This is a genomic window from Candidatus Pelagibacter sp. PS_02 (assembly GCF_059418065.1).
The window spans coordinates 1,033,919-1,049,515 of record NZ_CM182079.1 but is presented as its reverse complement, the minus strand read 5'-3'; the positions used below and the strand labels follow the sequence as shown (position 1 = coordinate 1,049,515).

18 protein-coding genes and 1 tRNA gene are annotated in these 15,597 nt (G+C 28.8%); 7 read left to right on the top strand and 12 right to left on the bottom strand.

Features of this window, described 5'->3' with window-relative positions; translation table 11 throughout:
• Positions 1-56: 56 nt before the first annotated feature.
• Together rnhB and AC5SL4_RS05515 are read right to left on the bottom strand one after the other, a co-directional pair.
• Entirely contained in the window at positions 57-617 is a 561-nt protein-coding gene (gene rnhB / locus AC5SL4_RS05520) for a ribonuclease HII (protein WP_006997800.1), read from the bottom strand.
• Positions 617-1,348 (bottom strand): uracil-DNA glycosylase, encoded by a 732-nt coding sequence (locus tag AC5SL4_RS05515; protein ID WP_494587223.1) that lies wholly within the window; start codon positions 1,346-1,348, stop codon positions 617-619. Before AC5SL4_RS05515 ends, rnhB begins: the two co-directional genes overlap by 1 nt.
• A gap of 11 nt (positions 1,349-1,359) precedes the next feature.
• Between AC5SL4_RS05515 and AC5SL4_RS05510 the strand changes: the two genes are divergently transcribed.
• The 4 genes from AC5SL4_RS05510 to AC5SL4_RS05495 all read left to right on the top strand — a co-directional run bounded on the left by AC5SL4_RS05510 (position 1,360) and on the right by AC5SL4_RS05495 (position 5,278).
• Positions 1,360-3,045 carry a tetratricopeptide repeat protein gene (locus AC5SL4_RS05510; RefSeq protein ID WP_494587222.1) on the top strand — a complete coding sequence of 562 codons (1,686 nt, stop codon included), beginning with the start codon at positions 1,360-1,362 and terminating at the stop codon, positions 3,043-3,045.
• Positions 3,046-3,048: 3 nt separating this feature from the next.
• Positions 3,049-3,894, top strand: a complete 846-nt coding sequence (locus AC5SL4_RS05505; RefSeq protein WP_006997803.1) for a 4-(cytidine 5'-diphospho)-2-C-methyl-D-erythritol kinase — start codon at positions 3,049-3,051, stop codon at positions 3,892-3,894.
• Between the two features lie 32 nt (positions 3,895-3,926).
• Positions 3,927-4,000, top strand: a tRNA-Gln gene (locus AC5SL4_RS05500).
• Positions 4,001-4,003: 3 nt separating this feature from the next.
• Entirely contained in the window at positions 4,004-5,278 is a 1,275-nt protein-coding gene (locus tag AC5SL4_RS05495; protein WP_006997804.1) for a CCA tRNA nucleotidyltransferase, read from the top strand.
• Here AC5SL4_RS05495 and greA read toward each other — a convergent pair.
• Genes greA through AC5SL4_RS05480 form a run of 3 tightly spaced genes read right to left on the bottom strand, consistent with a single transcriptional unit; the run spans position 5,275 to position 7,041 of the window.
• The gene (gene greA / locus AC5SL4_RS05490) at positions 5,275-5,751 is read right to left on the bottom strand and encodes a transcription elongation factor GreA (protein ID WP_006997805.1); all 477 of its coding nucleotides are present in this window, start codon (positions 5,749-5,751) and stop codon (positions 5,275-5,277) included. The two genes, AC5SL4_RS05495 and greA, sit on opposite strands and share 4 nt — an antisense overlap.
• Before the next feature lies 1 nt (position 5,752).
• Complete coding sequence (hemF, locus tag AC5SL4_RS05485; RefSeq protein ID WP_006997806.1) at positions 5,753-6,580, bottom strand: oxygen-dependent coproporphyrinogen oxidase; 828 nt, start codon at positions 6,578-6,580, stop codon at positions 5,753-5,755.
• On the bottom strand, positions 6,580-7,041 hold the full coding sequence (locus tag AC5SL4_RS05480) for a tRNA (cytidine(34)-2'-O)-methyltransferase (protein ID WP_006997807.1): 462 nt from the start codon (positions 7,039-7,041) through the stop codon (positions 6,580-6,582). The genes hemF and AC5SL4_RS05480 overlap by 1 nt, the downstream gene beginning before the upstream one ends.
• Positions 7,042-7,127: 86 nt before the next feature.
• On the opposite strand from AC5SL4_RS05480, the gene petA reads away from it, so the two are divergent.
• From petA to AC5SL4_RS05465, 3 genes are read left to right on the top strand one after another with little or no spacing between them, the layout of a single operon-like run.
• Positions 7,128-7,637 (top strand): ubiquinol-cytochrome c reductase iron-sulfur subunit, encoded by a 510-nt coding sequence (petA, locus tag AC5SL4_RS05475; protein WP_006997808.1) that lies wholly within the window; start codon positions 7,128-7,130, stop codon positions 7,635-7,637.
• Positions 7,638-7,646: 9 nt separating this feature from the next.
• Positions 7,647-8,906 carry a cytochrome b gene (locus tag AC5SL4_RS05470; protein WP_006997809.1) on the top strand — a complete coding sequence of 420 codons (1,260 nt, stop codon included), beginning with the start codon at positions 7,647-7,649 and terminating at the stop codon, positions 8,904-8,906.
• A gap of 4 nt (positions 8,907-8,910) precedes the next feature.
• Entirely contained in the window at positions 8,911-9,690 is a 780-nt protein-coding gene (locus tag AC5SL4_RS05465) for a cytochrome c1 (protein WP_006997810.1), read from the top strand.
• Here AC5SL4_RS05465 and ychF read toward each other — a convergent pair.
• The 7 genes from ychF to lgt are packed head-to-tail and all read right to left on the bottom strand — an operon-like array spanning position 9,667 to position 15,585.
• Positions 9,667-10,740, bottom strand: coding sequence for a redox-regulated ATPase YchF (ychF, locus tag AC5SL4_RS05460; RefSeq protein WP_006997811.1), 1,074 nt, complete (start codon positions 10,738-10,740; stop codon positions 9,667-9,669). The genes AC5SL4_RS05465 and ychF overlap by 24 nt on opposite strands.
• The gene (pth, locus tag AC5SL4_RS05455) at positions 10,740-11,300 is read right to left on the bottom strand and encodes an aminoacyl-tRNA hydrolase (protein WP_271486918.1); all 561 of its coding nucleotides are present in this window, start codon (positions 11,298-11,300) and stop codon (positions 10,740-10,742) included. The genes ychF and pth overlap by 1 nt, the downstream gene beginning before the upstream one ends.
• Before the next feature lie 45 nt (positions 11,301-11,345).
• The gene (locus AC5SL4_RS05450; protein WP_011281467.1) at positions 11,346-12,032 is read right to left on the bottom strand and encodes a 50S ribosomal protein L25/general stress protein Ctc; all 687 of its coding nucleotides are present in this window, start codon (positions 12,030-12,032) and stop codon (positions 11,346-11,348) included.
• A 44-nt stretch (positions 12,033-12,076) separates the two neighbouring features.
• Complete coding sequence (locus AC5SL4_RS05445) at positions 12,077-13,009, bottom strand: ribose-phosphate pyrophosphokinase (RefSeq protein ID WP_494587221.1); 933 nt, start codon at positions 13,007-13,009, stop codon at positions 12,077-12,079.
• Positions 13,010-13,015: 6 nt separating this feature from the next.
• Positions 13,016-13,777 (bottom strand): peptidoglycan editing factor PgeF, encoded by a 762-nt coding sequence (gene pgeF / locus AC5SL4_RS05440; RefSeq protein ID WP_494587613.1) that lies wholly within the window; start codon positions 13,775-13,777, stop codon positions 13,016-13,018.
• A gap of 4 nt (positions 13,778-13,781) precedes the next feature.
• Complete coding sequence (locus AC5SL4_RS05435; protein WP_494587220.1) at positions 13,782-14,825, bottom strand: SAM-dependent methyltransferase; 1,044 nt, start codon at positions 14,823-14,825, stop codon at positions 13,782-13,784.
• Positions 14,815-15,585: a prolipoprotein diacylglyceryl transferase gene (gene lgt / locus AC5SL4_RS05430; protein WP_494587219.1), complete on the bottom strand. Its 771-nt coding sequence runs from the start codon at positions 15,583-15,585 to the stop codon at positions 14,815-14,817. Before lgt ends, AC5SL4_RS05435 begins: the two co-directional genes overlap by 11 nt.
• Between the last annotated feature and the right edge of the window lie 12 nt (positions 15,586-15,597).

Genomic DNA, 15,597 nt, shown 5'->3' with positions numbered 1-15,597 from the left:
TCAAATTGTGTCTAAATTTTTAAGAGAACTAGATGTTGTGCTGTTACACGTGAAAATTATAAAAGATCACAAATAGGTGAGAAAGTTTTTCGATGATATTTAGTAATACCAAATTTCTTAATTGCGTTTAAATGTTCTTTGGTTCCATAACCAGAGTTTGTGTCCCATCCATAATTATTAAACTTTTTTGAAAGTTTTGTAATAAATTTATCTCTACTGACTTTTGCAACAATTGATGCAGCAGAAATGCTTGGAATTTTTTGATCTCCTTTAATTACATATTTTAATTTATAGTTTTTAAGATCAGGCAGTTTGTTGCCATCAATTAAAACAAGTGAAGGTTTTGTTTTCAATTTAAGAATAGCTCTTTTCATTGCAAGTAAACTTGCCTGCAATATATTAATTTTTTCAATTTCTTTAGTCGATGCCTGGCCTATAGCCCATATAGAATTTTTTTTAATATATTTTTCAAGCTCTTCTCTTTTGTCCTTTGTTAGAGTTTTTGAATCTTTCAATAATTTTTTATCAATAGAATTATTTAATATGATAGCTGCTGCATAAACAGGCCCGATTAAACTTCCTCTGCCAACTTCATCAACACCTGCTAAAATTTTCATTAAATGGATAGTTTTAGATCTAAGATTTTTTGTTTAATCTTTTTTAAGTCATCCCATGAATGTTTTTTATTTTCAGGAGCTCTTAAAAGATAAGAGGGATTAAAAGTTATGATAACGTTGTAACTTGTATTTTTGATAATTACTTCCTTCCATTTTCCTCGCTCAATAGAAATTTTACTATTTAAACCTGTTAAAGATTCCATAGCAGTACTACACATAAGAATTATTATTTTAGGATTTATTATTGAAATATGTTTTTGTAAAAATTGGGAATATCTTTTAATTTCTGTAGAATTTGGTTTTCGATCCTCAGGAGGTCTAAAGTTTACAGCATAAGTTGCGTAAATATTTTGTTTTTTTATGTTTATTGCAATCAGCATTTTTTTTAAAAGATCTCCTACTTCACCCATAAAAGTTAATCCGGCGTTATCTTCTTCAATGCCTGGGGCTTCACCAATTATCATTATTAAGCTATTAATATTCCCATCTCCTAAAATTATTTTTTTTGAATTATTCTTTAAGTTACAATCACTAATTGAGTTTATTTGTTCTTTAAGATTCTCAAGCTCTTTAACTTTATCTATTTTTTGAATACTCAGATCTTTTTTTAAATCATTACTAGTATTTTTTAGTCTATTGATTGGTTTTTCATCAAAAATAAAGTCAGATCCAGTAGAGTTTAAGAACTCAGAGTCAAAATTCGTTTTTTGATTTATTACTTTTTTAGACATAGAATGGCCAAATGTTGGTAAAGTTTTTTAAATTCTTTTTAATATTAATACTTTATCAGAGTCCATTATACTCAAAAAATACCAGTTTAAATGATTTTAATGCAAGGTATTTGTCTAATTATTTTTCAGGAATTGTAGCTTATGAAAATCTAGATAATACAGAAGCTTTAAAATTTTTTAATTCATCAAAAATATTAATAAAACAGCATGATGCCTATCTTGAGAGGTATGTATTTTCCTTAGTACTTGATGGCAAAGTTAAGGAAGCAATTAATCAAGTTAAACAGAACTCAACAAAAAACAACTCTGACTTTTTTCAGGCTAATCTGTTGCTGGCAGTTGATAGTTTAAAGAAAAAAAACTTTAAAAAAAGTAAAGTTTATATTGATAGATCATATGAATTTATTAACAATGATAGACTTTCATTAATCATTGCAGAAACCTTCAAGCAATATTTATCAGTTTTTGAAGAAAAAAAATTAGTGAAACAAACTAATACGTTTGGAAATTTTTCATTTATTAACGAAGTTTTTCAAAGATGTTATTTAAATGATAAAGATACAGAGAGATATTTTAATACATTAATTAATTCACAAAACGATGCTGATTATTCAAGGTATGTATTTTTTTTGATCAGTTATTTAATCAAGAAAGATAATTACGATAAGGCAAAAAAAGTTACTAATAATTTTGATTATTTAAATTCATCAGTATTAATTTCTCAAGGTAAAAAATGGATAGAAGATAAAAACTTAGATAATTTTCAAGAAATTTTTTCATGTACAAATTCGAATGACATTGTTAGTGAACTATTTTTTCTAATAGCAAATCTCTATTCCTCTCAGAATGATTATGAGAAATCAAATTTTTATTTAAATATAGCTAACTATTTAAATCCTAAATTTATTTTCAATTTGTCTTTATTAGCTGAAAATTATTATTTGAGTGATGATTATTCCAATACATTAAAAACTCTTGAAGCATTTGATAAAAAGCATGAATTTTATTATTGGTTTAAGTTAAAAAAAGAGTCTCAAATTATTTTAAAAAAAAATAATAAAGAAGCATCTCTAAAATTTATCAATGAAAAATTTAAAGAAATTAAAAACCCAAATAAAAAAATTATATTTGATATTGCAAATATGCATAAAAATGCAAAAAAATATATTGAAGCAATAAATTTTTATGATCAAATACTTTTAAAAATGAACGCTAATTCTGACTTATACGCTGAAATATTATATCGGCGTGGAGGAAGTTACGAGAGATCTGGAGATTATGTAAAAGCAGATAAAGATTTATTAAAGTCTCTAGAAGCCAACCCAGATGATGCTTATGTTTTAAATTATTTAGCTTACTCATGGTTGGAAAGAGAGCATAAAATTGATACTGCTCTTAAAATGCTTGAAAAAGCTTATGAAGCCAGAAGTAACGATCCATACATTATTGATTCAATCGGTTGGGCATATTACTTAGTTGACGAATATGAAAAGGCAGAAAATTTTCTTAAAAGAGCAGTTGAATTAATGCCTCAGGATCCAGTAGTTAATGATCATTACGGTGATATTCTTTGGCAGCTTGATAGAAAAATTCAAGCAAGATATTTTTGGCAAGCTGTTTTAAATTTAGATGAGACTGAAGATGCCATGAAAAAAATTATTAAAAATAAATTATTAGAGGGATTAAAAAATTCCTAAATTATGAATAGTTTTAAGATAAAGTCTTATGCAAAGATAAATTTAGCTCTAAACGTTACAGGAAAGAAATCAAAGCTTCATAATATCGAAAGTTTAATTTCTTTTATTGATTTACATGATTCAATTACAATAACAGAAAGCAATACAAAACAGCATAAAATCAATTTTATTGGAAGATTTTCTAAAAATATCAGTAAAATTAATACTATTTCAAAATTATTAAAAATTTTAGATAACAAAAAACTTTTGAATAATAAAAAATTTGAAATTAAAGTTATAAAAAATATACCTCAAAAAGCTGGAATGGGAGGTGGGTCTATGAATGCTGCCAGTCTATTAAATTTTTTTATTGAAAAAAAATTAATTAAAATAAAAAAAAATGACTCAAAAAAAATAAGTAATGAAATAGGATCAGATGTGATTTTAGGTATAAAGCCATCACTTGCTATTCTTTTATCTAATGGAGATATTAAAAAGTTCAAAAATAAAATTAAATTTCATATATTAATTACGAAACCTAACTTTGGATGTTCTACAAAATATATTTATTCTAAAGTTAATTCATTCTCTAAACCTCAATTTAACCCTCCTAAACAGAAACTATTTGAAGCAAAATATTTAAAAAATTTAGACAATGATCTTGAAAAGGTTGCCTTAAATAAATATCCAGAACTTAAAAGAATTAAATCCTACCTCAATGGTTTACCTAACACCCTATTTGTTAGAATGTCCGGATCAGGATCCTCAATAGTGGCTTATTTTCATTCCAAAAAGGCCTGCAAAAAAGCATGCAGCCAATATAAACAAAAATTTAATAACCACTGGTGTATTGAATCAAAAACTATATAATTTTTTTTTTTTGTGATATATGCAACTAATATTGGCCCATGGTGAAGTGGTATCACATCTGTTTTTGGTACAGAGATCCGAGGTTCGAATCCTTGTGGGCCAGCCATATATGAATAATTTATTAGATAAAATTTTTTTTAGATCTCAAAACCTTAATCACATAAATTTAGGCTTCAAAAATATTAAAAAGGAAACAGAGGTTTCAAAAATATTTGAAGCAATTCATTCATACTCTAGCAATAGTGAAATCCGGTATGTAGGTGGATGTGTAAGAAAGATTATTAATAAAGAAGCATATGATGACATAGATTTAGCAGTTAATTTAAATCCAAAAGAGGTTTGTGAGGCTCTTACTAAAAAGGACATAAAATATTACGCGAGTGGAATAGAACATGGAACAATTACAGCGTTAATTAATGATATAAAGTTTGAGATTACATCATTGAGAAAAGACATTGATACAGATGGACGACATGCAAAAGTAGAGTTCTCTGATAGCTGGAAAGAAGATGCTTCTAGAAGAGATTTTACTATCAATTCTATATACGCGGATATTGAAGGAAGTTTATTTGACCCATTTGATGGAAAAAAAGATTTAGAAAGTGGAAAAATTAATTTTATTGGAAATGTAGAAACCAGAATTAAAGAAGATTATTTGAGGGTATTAAGATATGTCAGATTTTTTCTTAGTTATTCTAAGCATAGTCATGACCCACAAGTCATTAAAGCAATTAAAAAAAACCTAAGCGGTGTTTCAAGTATTTCCTCAGAAAGATTAATAGATGAATTTCAAAAATTATTAAAATCAAATGGTTTTCTAAAGTTAACTAAGGATAAGGATTGTTTAGAGATTATAAATCTTATTTTTCCACAAATAAAAAATATTTCTCTATTCAATAAAATGAATAGTTTTGCAAAAAAAAACTTTCTTGAAATGGACTTTATTTTCTTATTATCTTTAATGATTATTGATGGAACTGATAATGTAGATTACTTTATTTATAAATTTAATTTATCCAAAAAAGATCAAAAAAGACTTATATTTTTAAATAAGTTTAATTTAGAAAAAAATACGAACCAAACCTTTTCAGAAAAAAATCTAAATAAAATTTTTTATTTTAATGGCAGGGAGGCATTATTAGATGTTCTTTATTTTAAAATTTTTAAATCCAAAAAAGTAGACAATAAGTTAATTAAAATGATTGAAATTTTTAAAAAAAAAGAAATGCCTGTTATGCCATTTAAAGCTAGTACTTTGATGGAAAAATATCAAATTCCTGAGGGAAGGGAGCTGGGACAGAAGTTAAAAGCAATAGAAGAAGTCTGGACTAGTAATGATTTTAAAATTTCAGATAAAGAGCTTCAAAAAATAGTAAGTAATTAAACGTACTTTACATCTTTAATTTCAAAGTTTTTTACACCTGCGGGAGTTTTAATTTCAACTAAATCATTTTTGTTTTTTCCAATTAAACCTCTACCTATAGGTGATTGAAAAAATATCAGTTTTTTTTGAAGGTCAGCCTCGTCTTTTCCAACTATTTTATAGGTAATTTTTTCTCCAGTATCCAAATTTTCTAAATCTACAGTTGAGCCAAAGATGACTTTGCCATCATTACTCATTTTGGTTACATCAATAACATTTGCTCTTGCAATAATATCATTTATTTCTGTAATCCTTCCTTCGTTATGAGATTGTTCTTCTTTTGCAGCATGATATTCAGCATTCTCTTTCAGATCTCCATGAGATCTTGCTTCAGATATCGCAGCAACTATTTGAGGTCTTTTTTTTTCTTTTAAAAAAATTAACTCTTCCTTTAAACTTTCAAGACCATCTGCTGTTATTGGTTCTTTATCCATTTTAATTCCATTTTGCTATTGGAGGTAAAGACATTAATATTGCCTCAACATTACCACCTGTTTGTAGGCCAAATTTTGTTCCTCTATCATATAGTAAGTTAAACTCAGCATATCTACCTCTTTTAATATATTGTATCTCCTTTTGTTTTACAGTCCATTTCTTTTTGTGTTTCAATTGTATTATCGAGTTAAATAACATTTGAAAGGTAACTCCAAGATCTGTTACAAATTTAAAGTCTTTCTCCCAATCTTTTTTTTTGTAATCAAAAAAAATACCACCAATTCCCCTTGTTTCTTTTCTATGGGGTAAATAAAAATATTCATCACACCACTTTTTATATTTTTTATAAAATTTTTTATCATGTCGATCACACATTTTTTTTAATTCAGTATGAAGGAAGCTTTTTTCTTTAAGATCTTGGATGCAAGGGGTTACGTCCATACCACCACCAAACCATCCATGTGTTGTGTAGATAAATCTAGTGTTAAAATGAATTGCTGGAACATGAGGATTTTTCATATGCATTACAATAGAAATTCCTGATGCCCAAAAATTTGGATTTTTAGAGGCACCTGGGATTTTTTTACTCATTTTTTTTGAAAACTTTCCATGCACTTCTGAAAAATTTACACCAACTTTTTCAAAAATCTTACCATTTTTTAAAATTCTAAACTCTCCACCACCTTCATCCTTAATTTCACTTCTATTCCAAGTTTTAGATTTAAACTTAGATTTCTTACCTTCTAGTTTTTCAATGTCATTACAAATTGTGTTTTGCAGCAACTTAAACCAATTAGAAGCAAGTTTTTTTTTAATTTCTTTGTCCATTATTTATTAAAGTTAGTTTGCCTTAAATTTTCTGAAAGAATTATAGCAACTGAAGAGGCTATATTTAAAGATCTTTTATTGTCCATCATGGGTATTTTTAACCTATACTTAATTAAATTATGAACATGGTCTGGTACGCCAGCACTTTCTCTTCCAAATAAAAGTGTATCATTACTCTCAAATTTGAAGTCAGTATAAGAATCTGCTGATTTAGTTGTTAATAATATTACTCTCTCATTCTTTTTTGATTTAAAAAATTCATCTGAACTTTGATAAAATCTTATCATTTTTTCATCCATATAATCCATCACAACTCTTTTAAATCTTTTATCGCTGAATAAAAAACCACATGGTTCAATTATTTCTAAATCAGCCCCTAGACACGCACATGTTCTGATAATAGCAGCTGTATTTTGAGGAATATCAGGTTCATATAAGGCTATTTTAGGTCTCAAATTCATGTTTTATGTGTCATTGTTTCAGTGGAAAAAAAACTTTTTTCTTATATGAAATCATATATTAGATAACAATATACAAAAAATTAAAGATGTCTGAAAAAAAACCTGAAAGAAGAGAATTTTTATTTACAGCCTCATATGCGGTAGGTGCTGTTGGGGTAGGAGCTGTTGTTTGGCCACTTATTGATCAAATGAACCCAGATGCATCTGTTAAAGCATTAGCTAGCACAGAAGTTGATGTAAGTTCAGTTCAGCCTGGAAAAACAATCACTGTACTCTGGAGAGGAAAACCAGTTTTTATTAAAAGAAGAACACCCGAGGAAGTAGCTGAAGCAAGAGCTGTTAAAATGGAAGATTTAAAAGACCCTCAAAAAGATGAGGACAGAGCAAAAGATCCAGAATGGTTAGTTATGTTAGGTGTCTGTACGCATTTAGGATGCGTCCCTTTAAATGATAAAGGAGACTACAATGGTTGGTTTTGTCCTTGTCATGGTTCACATTATGATATCTCTGGAAGAATTAGAAAAGGTCCTGCTCCAACAAACATGGAAGTTCCAAAATATGAATTTGTTAACAGCAACACTATTAAAATTGGATAATAAATAATTATGAGTGATCACGAGTACGTTCCTAGTTCAAAATTTGGAAAATGGTTTAATGATAGGCTTCCACTTTTATCACTCGCTAGTCATTTAACTGATTATCCAACACCTAAGAATTTAAATTATTGGTGGACATTTGGTGGAATTTTAACTTTTTGTTTAATTACACAAATCGTTACCGGTTTAACTTTGGCTATGCACTACATTGCTCATGCTGACATGGCTTTTGAAAGTGTTGAACATATCATGCGGGACGTTAACTATGGTTGGTTAATAAGATATATTCATGCAAACGGTGCTTCAATGTTTTTCTTAGCAGTTTATATTCACATATTTAGATCTTTGTTTTATGGATCATATAAATCTCCAAGAGAAATTATTTGGATTATTGGAATAATAATTTACCTTTTAATGATGGCAGCAGCATTTATGGGTTATGTTTTACCATGGGGTCAGATGAGTTTTTGGGGAGCAACAGTTATTACAAATCTTTTTAGCGCCATACCTTTAGTGGGTGAGGGAATAGTTAATTGGTTGTGGGGAGGTTATTCTGTAGATAACCCAACTTTAACAAGGTTTTTCACATTACATTACTTAATACCATTTTTAATCTTGGGCTTAGTCGTTCTTCATATTTGGGCGTTGCATGTTCCTGGAAACAATAACCCAGTGGGGATTGATGTTAAAAAACCTTCTAAGGATACAGTACCATTCCATCCATATATTGTGATCAAGGATGGCTTTGCATTATTAATGTTTATGATTGTATTTGCATTTTTTGTTTTTTATTCACCAAATATTTTAGGGCATGCAGATAATTATATAGAAGCAAACCCAATGGTAACACCAGCCCATATCGTTCCTGAGTGGTATCTATTACCATTTTATGCAATCCTAAGATCAGTTCCTGATAAATTAATGGGAGTAGTTGCAATGTTATCAGCAATTTTAATTTTAGCTGCACTGCCTTGGTTAGATACTTCAAAAATTAGATCAGCAGTATTTAGACCTCTTTACAAACAATTTTATTGGATACTAGTAGTGGATGTATTAGTTCTAGGTTACGTAGGTGCGATGCCAGCTGAGGGGCTTTACTTATTGATTGCCAGGGTTGCCACAGCTTACTACTTTATTCACTTTTTAATAATCTTACCGGTATTAGGATTTAAAGAAAAAACCATACCTTTACCCTTAAGTATTACAGAACCAGTACTTGGAGGGATGCCAATGGCATCAGCTGTTAAAAAAAAAGAAAGTTTAGATTAATTAAGTGAAAAATATTTTAAAAATTAGTTATTCAATTATTTTTTTATTAGTAGGAACTCTTACAGTTAATGCTGCAGAAAAAGTAGATCTTTTAAAAACAGATTGGAGTTTTAAGGGATTATTTGGAAAATTTGACAGAGGTTCACTTCAAAGAGGATATCAAGTTTATACTGAGGTTTGTGCGTCGTGCCATTCAATGAAATATGTAAGTTATAGAAACTTATTTGAGCCAGGTGGACCAGAGTTTACTGAAGAGCAGGCTAAAGCAATAGCTGCAAGTTTTGAAATTACAGATGGACCCAATAATGATGGAGAAATGTTTGTAAGACCTGCTAAGTTATCTGATAAATTTGTCATGCCTTATGAAAATGTTAAAGCAGCTCAAGCAGCAAATGGAGGAGCTTATCCTCCTGATATGTCTGTGCTAGCAAAAGCTAGAACTGGTGGGGTTGATTATATTTACTCATTGCTACTTGGTTACGAAGATCCACCGAGTGGTGTAACGCTTGATGATGGTGTTTACTATAACAAGTTTATGTATGGAAATAATATTAAGATGGCAGAACCATTATCAGATGGTTTGGTAGAATATAGTGATGGAACTACAGCATCTAAAGAGCAAATGGCAAAAGATGTTACAACATTTTTAATGTGGGCAGCTGAACCTCATTTAGAAAGCAGACACAAGATGGGCTTTAAGGCTATCTTGTATTTAATTATTTTAACTATTCTAGTTTACTTTAGTATGAAGAAAATTTGGTCACGTATTGAATCTGAAGTTTAATATATCACCATCTTTGACAATATAATCTTTTCCTTCAAGTCTCATTTTTCCATTTGTCTTTGAATTGACCCAACCATCATTAGCTATGAAGTCTTCATAAGCAATTGTTTCAGCTCTTATAAAACCTTTTTCAAAATCAGTGTGTATTTCACCAGCTGCTTTTGGTGCAGTACAATTTTTTTGGATAGTCCAAGCTCTAGTTTCTTCAGGCCCAGATGTAAAATAAGTGTCTAGCTCTAAAATATTGTAACCTTTTTGAATTAACATATTTAAACCAGTTCTTTTTAATCCAATCATCTCCATATAATTCTCTTTTTCTTCATTTTCTAATTGATTTATTTGGTTCTCAATATCAGCTGAAACTATTAAGGTATTTTTTTCACCATATTTATCAATAAATGCTTGAGTGTATTTATTTCCATTTTGAACACTTGCCTCATCAACATTACATACAAAAATTTTAGGCTTTAAAGATAATAAACCACTTTGGCTTATTAATTTTTTATCAAATTGTTCATAAAGTATTTGAATATCTTTGGAATTATTTATGCAGTCAGAAGCAATTTCTAATATTTTTAATTGCTCCTCATCTACATTTTTCTTATTATTTTTTTCTAATCTTTTTTGTATTGACTCAAGGTCAGCCAACATCATTTCTGTTTCAATAATTTCCAAATCTCTAATTGGATCAACAGTTGGGTTCACATTTTGAATATCATCAGAGTCAAAACATCTGATCATATGAATGACTGCATCGACTTCTCTTATATGAGATAAGAATTTATTTCCTAAGCCTTCACCTTTAGAGGCGCCCGCTACCAGTCCGGCTATATCCACAAACTCAATAGTAGTATTAATTTTTTTTTTTGATTTTGATATTTCTACCAATTTGTCTAGTCTTTCATCTGGCACAGGAACCACACCAACATTTGGCTCTATCGTACAAAAAGGGAAGTTTGCTGCTTGTGCCTTACTAGAATTTGTAAGTGCATTAAATAGTGTAGATTTACCAACATTAGGTAAGCCAACAATTCCACACTTAAAACTCATTATTTATTATTTACAGTGCTTGAGAATAAATCTAATTTTTTATCAATTAATATAGCCATTGAATCAATAATATTTTTAGTAATTTTTTCTAGTTGTATCATTTCATCTTCATCAAAATCTTTTAATACATGATCTGCAACATCAGCCTTAGTTTTGGGTCTTCCAATTCCTATTCTAACTCTTGAATAATCTTTACCAATAAATTTATCTATAGATTCAATTCCATTATGTCCTGCACTTGATCCTGCAAATTTTGCTTTCACTTTTCCAAATTCAAGGTCAAGGTCATCATGGAAGACAATCACATCTTCAGCATCAATTTTGAAGTATTCAATTAATTCCCTTATACAAATTCCAGAATTATTCATAAAGGTTAATGGTTTTATTGCATAAACCTTTTTATCTTCAATATTACCTGTAGTTAATAATCCTTTAAATTTTGGTTTTTGTTTAGACAAACCAAACTTTTGATTAAGAGCATCAATTAATTTGAAACCAATATTGTGTCTGTTGTTTTCGCTATCGGGTGTTGGATTTCCTAAGCCTACAAATAAAAGCATATTTTTTTTAAATCGTATCTAGGAGTCTTCACTATGATAAGTTGATTATTTTTTTTCTTCAGTGGCTTTTTTTTCGCCGTCATCTTTTTTATCACCCTCAGCTGCTGGTGCTGCTTCTTTACCATCTTCTGCTGCTTCTGCTTCAGCTTCAGCTGGTTTTTCTGGCTCTTTCATCACTGTAGGTGCTGCTAAAGTTGCAATTACAAAATCTCTTCCAATAATAGTTGGTGTAACACCTTCTTCTAATTTTACTGAAGATATTTTGAAACTTTCCCCAATATCCACCCCATCTAAATCAATAGTTATTGCAGATGGAATTTTTTCACTTGGACATTTTAATTCTATTTTTCTTCTCACAATGTTTAGTACTCCACCTCTTTTTAGGCCTGGTGAAGTTTCATGATTAATAAATACCACAGGCACTTCTATTCTAATTTTTACACCTGGTACAACTCTTAGAAAATCAATATGAGTTGGCTCGTCAGATATTACGTTATAAGTAATTTCTCTTGGTAAAACATTTTGAGGTTTGCCATCTAAATTAAGAGTTATTATGTTTGATAAGAAACTTCCTTTATCTATTAAAGATTTTAATGTTTTTTTTAATACAGTAACTTTTTGATTTTGATCTGGTCCCCCATAGATTATGCCAGGGATATTTCCAGCCGATCTAAGAGAACGGACATCTCCTTTTGACTTAGTATTTCTAGTATTTGCATCAAGTGAATTCATAAAAAGATGGCTTTTAGCCCAAGTTTCTTAATAACTCAAGATAATTATTTAAATAAATCGGATACAGATGTTGAGTTAGAGATCCTTTTAATTGCCTCACCCATAAGTACTGAAATAGGCAAAACTTCTATATTTTTAACATTTTTAATTTTATCGTGATTATCAATTGTATCCGTTATTACTAATTTTCTAATAACTGATTTTTTAATTTTATCTACTGCTTCTCCACTTAAGACTCCGTGAGTAATATAAACATAAACCTCTTTAGCGCCTCTATCCTTTAAAGCTTTCGCAGCGTTTACTATAGTTCCACCTGAATCAATTATATCATCAACTATAATACAGGTTTTCCCTTTAACATTTCCTATAACATTCATAACTTTGGATTGTCCTGGTTTAGGTCTTCTTTTATCCACAATAGCAAGTTCCACATTTAAAATTTTACCAAGTGCTCTCGCTCTTTCAGTTCCACCAACGTCTGGTGCAACACAAATAATATTTTTACTTTTAATATTTTTTTTAGCATGTCTTGCAAAAATTGGTGTAGCAAATAAATTATCTACAGGAATGTCAAAAAAGCCCTGAATTTGTCCTGCATGAAGGTCTACAGTAACAACTCTGTCAGCACCTGCTTTAGTAATTAAATTAGAAACCAGTTTTGCAGAAATAGAAGTTCTAGGCACTACTTTTCTGTCTTGTCGTGCATATCCAAAATAAGGAATGACGGCAGTAATATTTTTTGCTGAAGATCTTTTTAAAGCATCAATGCAAAGTAGTAATTCCATTAGGTTGTCGTTTGCAGGTGATGAAATAGACTGAATTATAAAGATACTATTACCTCTAATATTTTCATTAATTTCTATATAAATTTCTCCATCAGAAAACTTTTTTATACTTGAGTTTACAAGCTTAGTTTTTAAATATTTTGCAATATTTTTACTTAGAGGTTTATTGCTGTTTCCAGTTAATAATTTCATGAGATATTATGAATTAATCATAATTACAGAAATATTTCTACCATAATCATTCTCATTGCGGCTAATAGATCTTCGTGCACTAAAAAAATTATTTTTAGGATTAAATGTATTCTTATTAATTATATCAATTTTCTTTATATTTAAGGCTTTTAATTGAGAAAGGACGTATTTCTTTAAATCAAAGAAATCTTTATTTTGAATTTTTTTAAAAAATTTTTTATTTTTTCCATCTTTTTTAATGAGTTTTTTAATAAAATCTTTTTTTACCTCATAATTTTTTACTGAAATACATGGTCCAATTACTGCAGTAACATTTTTAGGATCACATCCTTTTTTTATCATAAAATTTAAGGTTTTTTTAATTATCCCTTTGAAAGCACCCTTCCAGCCAGCATGGATTGCAGCAATCATCTTTTCTTTCTCATCATAAACAAGTATTGGAGCACAATCTGCAGTTAATATAGCTATAGGAAATTCCTTTTTATTTGTGACTAGTGCATCTCCTTCAAAATTATAATTTTTAAGTTTTAGATTTTTATCTATAAAATGAAATTTATTGCTGTGAATTTGCTTTAGTAAAATAATTTTTTTAAGCTTAGTTTTAATTTTCCTTTGAACGATTTGAAGATTTTTTAAAACATTTTTTTTATTGTCTGAGGACCCAGGGCCACAATTTAAGCTCTTAAAAATACCTAGAGATTTTCCGCCCTTTCTATTAAAGAAAGCATGCTGTAAGTTTTTAAATTTACTGAGTTTCTTTGACTTAATCAGTTTAAAATCCCAATTTAAATTTATTTTTATTTGCTGTTATTAGCATTACCTTAAACAATTCACCCATTTGATTTTTATCTATAAGTCTTTTTATTCTAAAATAAATATCAGCTTTTTCACTAAATAACATTTTCTTGGACAATATTTCTGCTCTTTCAAGAATACCAAGTTTTGTTAAAAATTCACCTTGAGTAGTATTCATTGAGGTAAGTGAGCTTAATTCTTTAACTATTCTATTTAATAAACTAAAACTTAAATTGTAGGTAATATCAGAATTACCAAACCCTTTTAGTACATCACAATATTTATGTTTGGATACAGCTTGCAGGGTATTTTTCATTTTTTTATCAGTATACGCATAATCTATTATTAAAATTCCACCATTATTACGTTTAATCTTATTGAAGATAATTTTTAGGTATTCGGTTGATTGTGGTGAATACTCGATAAAGTTCTGCTGATTTGTAATTTTAAATTTAATTTTATTTTCAAATTTTTCCATATCAAAAGGAACATCAAAATACTCAAATTTATTGTTAAAAAATCTGACATGTCTTTCAAACCATTTTCTTTCTTTCTTTATGAATTGCTTAATAGGTAAAGCGTCAAAAAATTCGTTTGCCAAAAAAATACATGGCGAATTATCTAATTCGCTTAAATCATTTAACCATTGAATATTTTTTTTATTGATATTAATTTTTTGTTTTTTTCGAAGCAATTTGCTTCTTTCTAAAATCTTAATGTGACAAGAATTTTTAAATATTTGAAATTTTTCAAAGGTATTGACTAAAACTTTCATCATTTCACCATTACCGGCCCCTAATTCGATTAAATTAAATTTTTTAGGGCAACCTAGATTTTGCCAAAATGAAACCACCCAAATTGCAATCATTTCTGAAAATAGTACAGATATGTTGGGTGAAGTTATGAAATCACCCTTTTTGCCAAAGGGATTTTTTTTCATGTAGTAGCCTGATGTTTTATTATAAAGAGACTCCTCTATAAATTTATCTAGGGTAAACGACTGATTATTCTTAATTTTCATTTTTTGAAGATAAAAGGTAAACCCCAGTCAGAAAAAAAAGAACACTTATCAATTGACCTAATGTTAGATTTAAAACTAAGTAACCAATTTGTGGATCCGGAGATCTGAAAAACTCTATAAAAAATCTAAATAGAGAATAAAAGATCAGGAATAAAGCAGAGATTTTTCCAGGTACTTTTAAATAATCTTTTTTAAAGAAATACCCAAGTACAAAGAAAAGAATTATTCCCTCAAAAAAAGCCTCATATAATTGTGAAGGATGCCTTTTGATATTATCTATTAGAACAAATTGAACTGACCAAGGAAGGTCTGTAGCTCTTCCATAAAGCTCTGAGTTTATAAAATTGGCAATTCTACCAAAAAAGATTCCAATTGGAGCAGATAGGGCAACCAAGTCTAAAAATATAAACGAATTTGTATTGTGTTTTTTTGAGAACAATATTGATGCAATTATAATTCCAATTAAAGCACCATGAAATGACATTCCTCCATTCCAAACCATCAATATTTCTATAGGGTTATCTAAATAATATTTTAGATTATAAAATAAAGTATAACCAAGCCGACCTCCCAAAATCATACCTAAAATGAGATAGGTTATAAAGTCATCAAATAGCTGAAGAATATGAGAGTCTTTTATTAATTTTTTTTTACAATACAGCCAACCAAGTGCAATACCCACAATATAAGCCAAAGAATACCATCTGATTTCTAATGAAAATATTTGAAACGCAACTGGGTCAAAATTATTAATAAACATTTTTAAAAAACT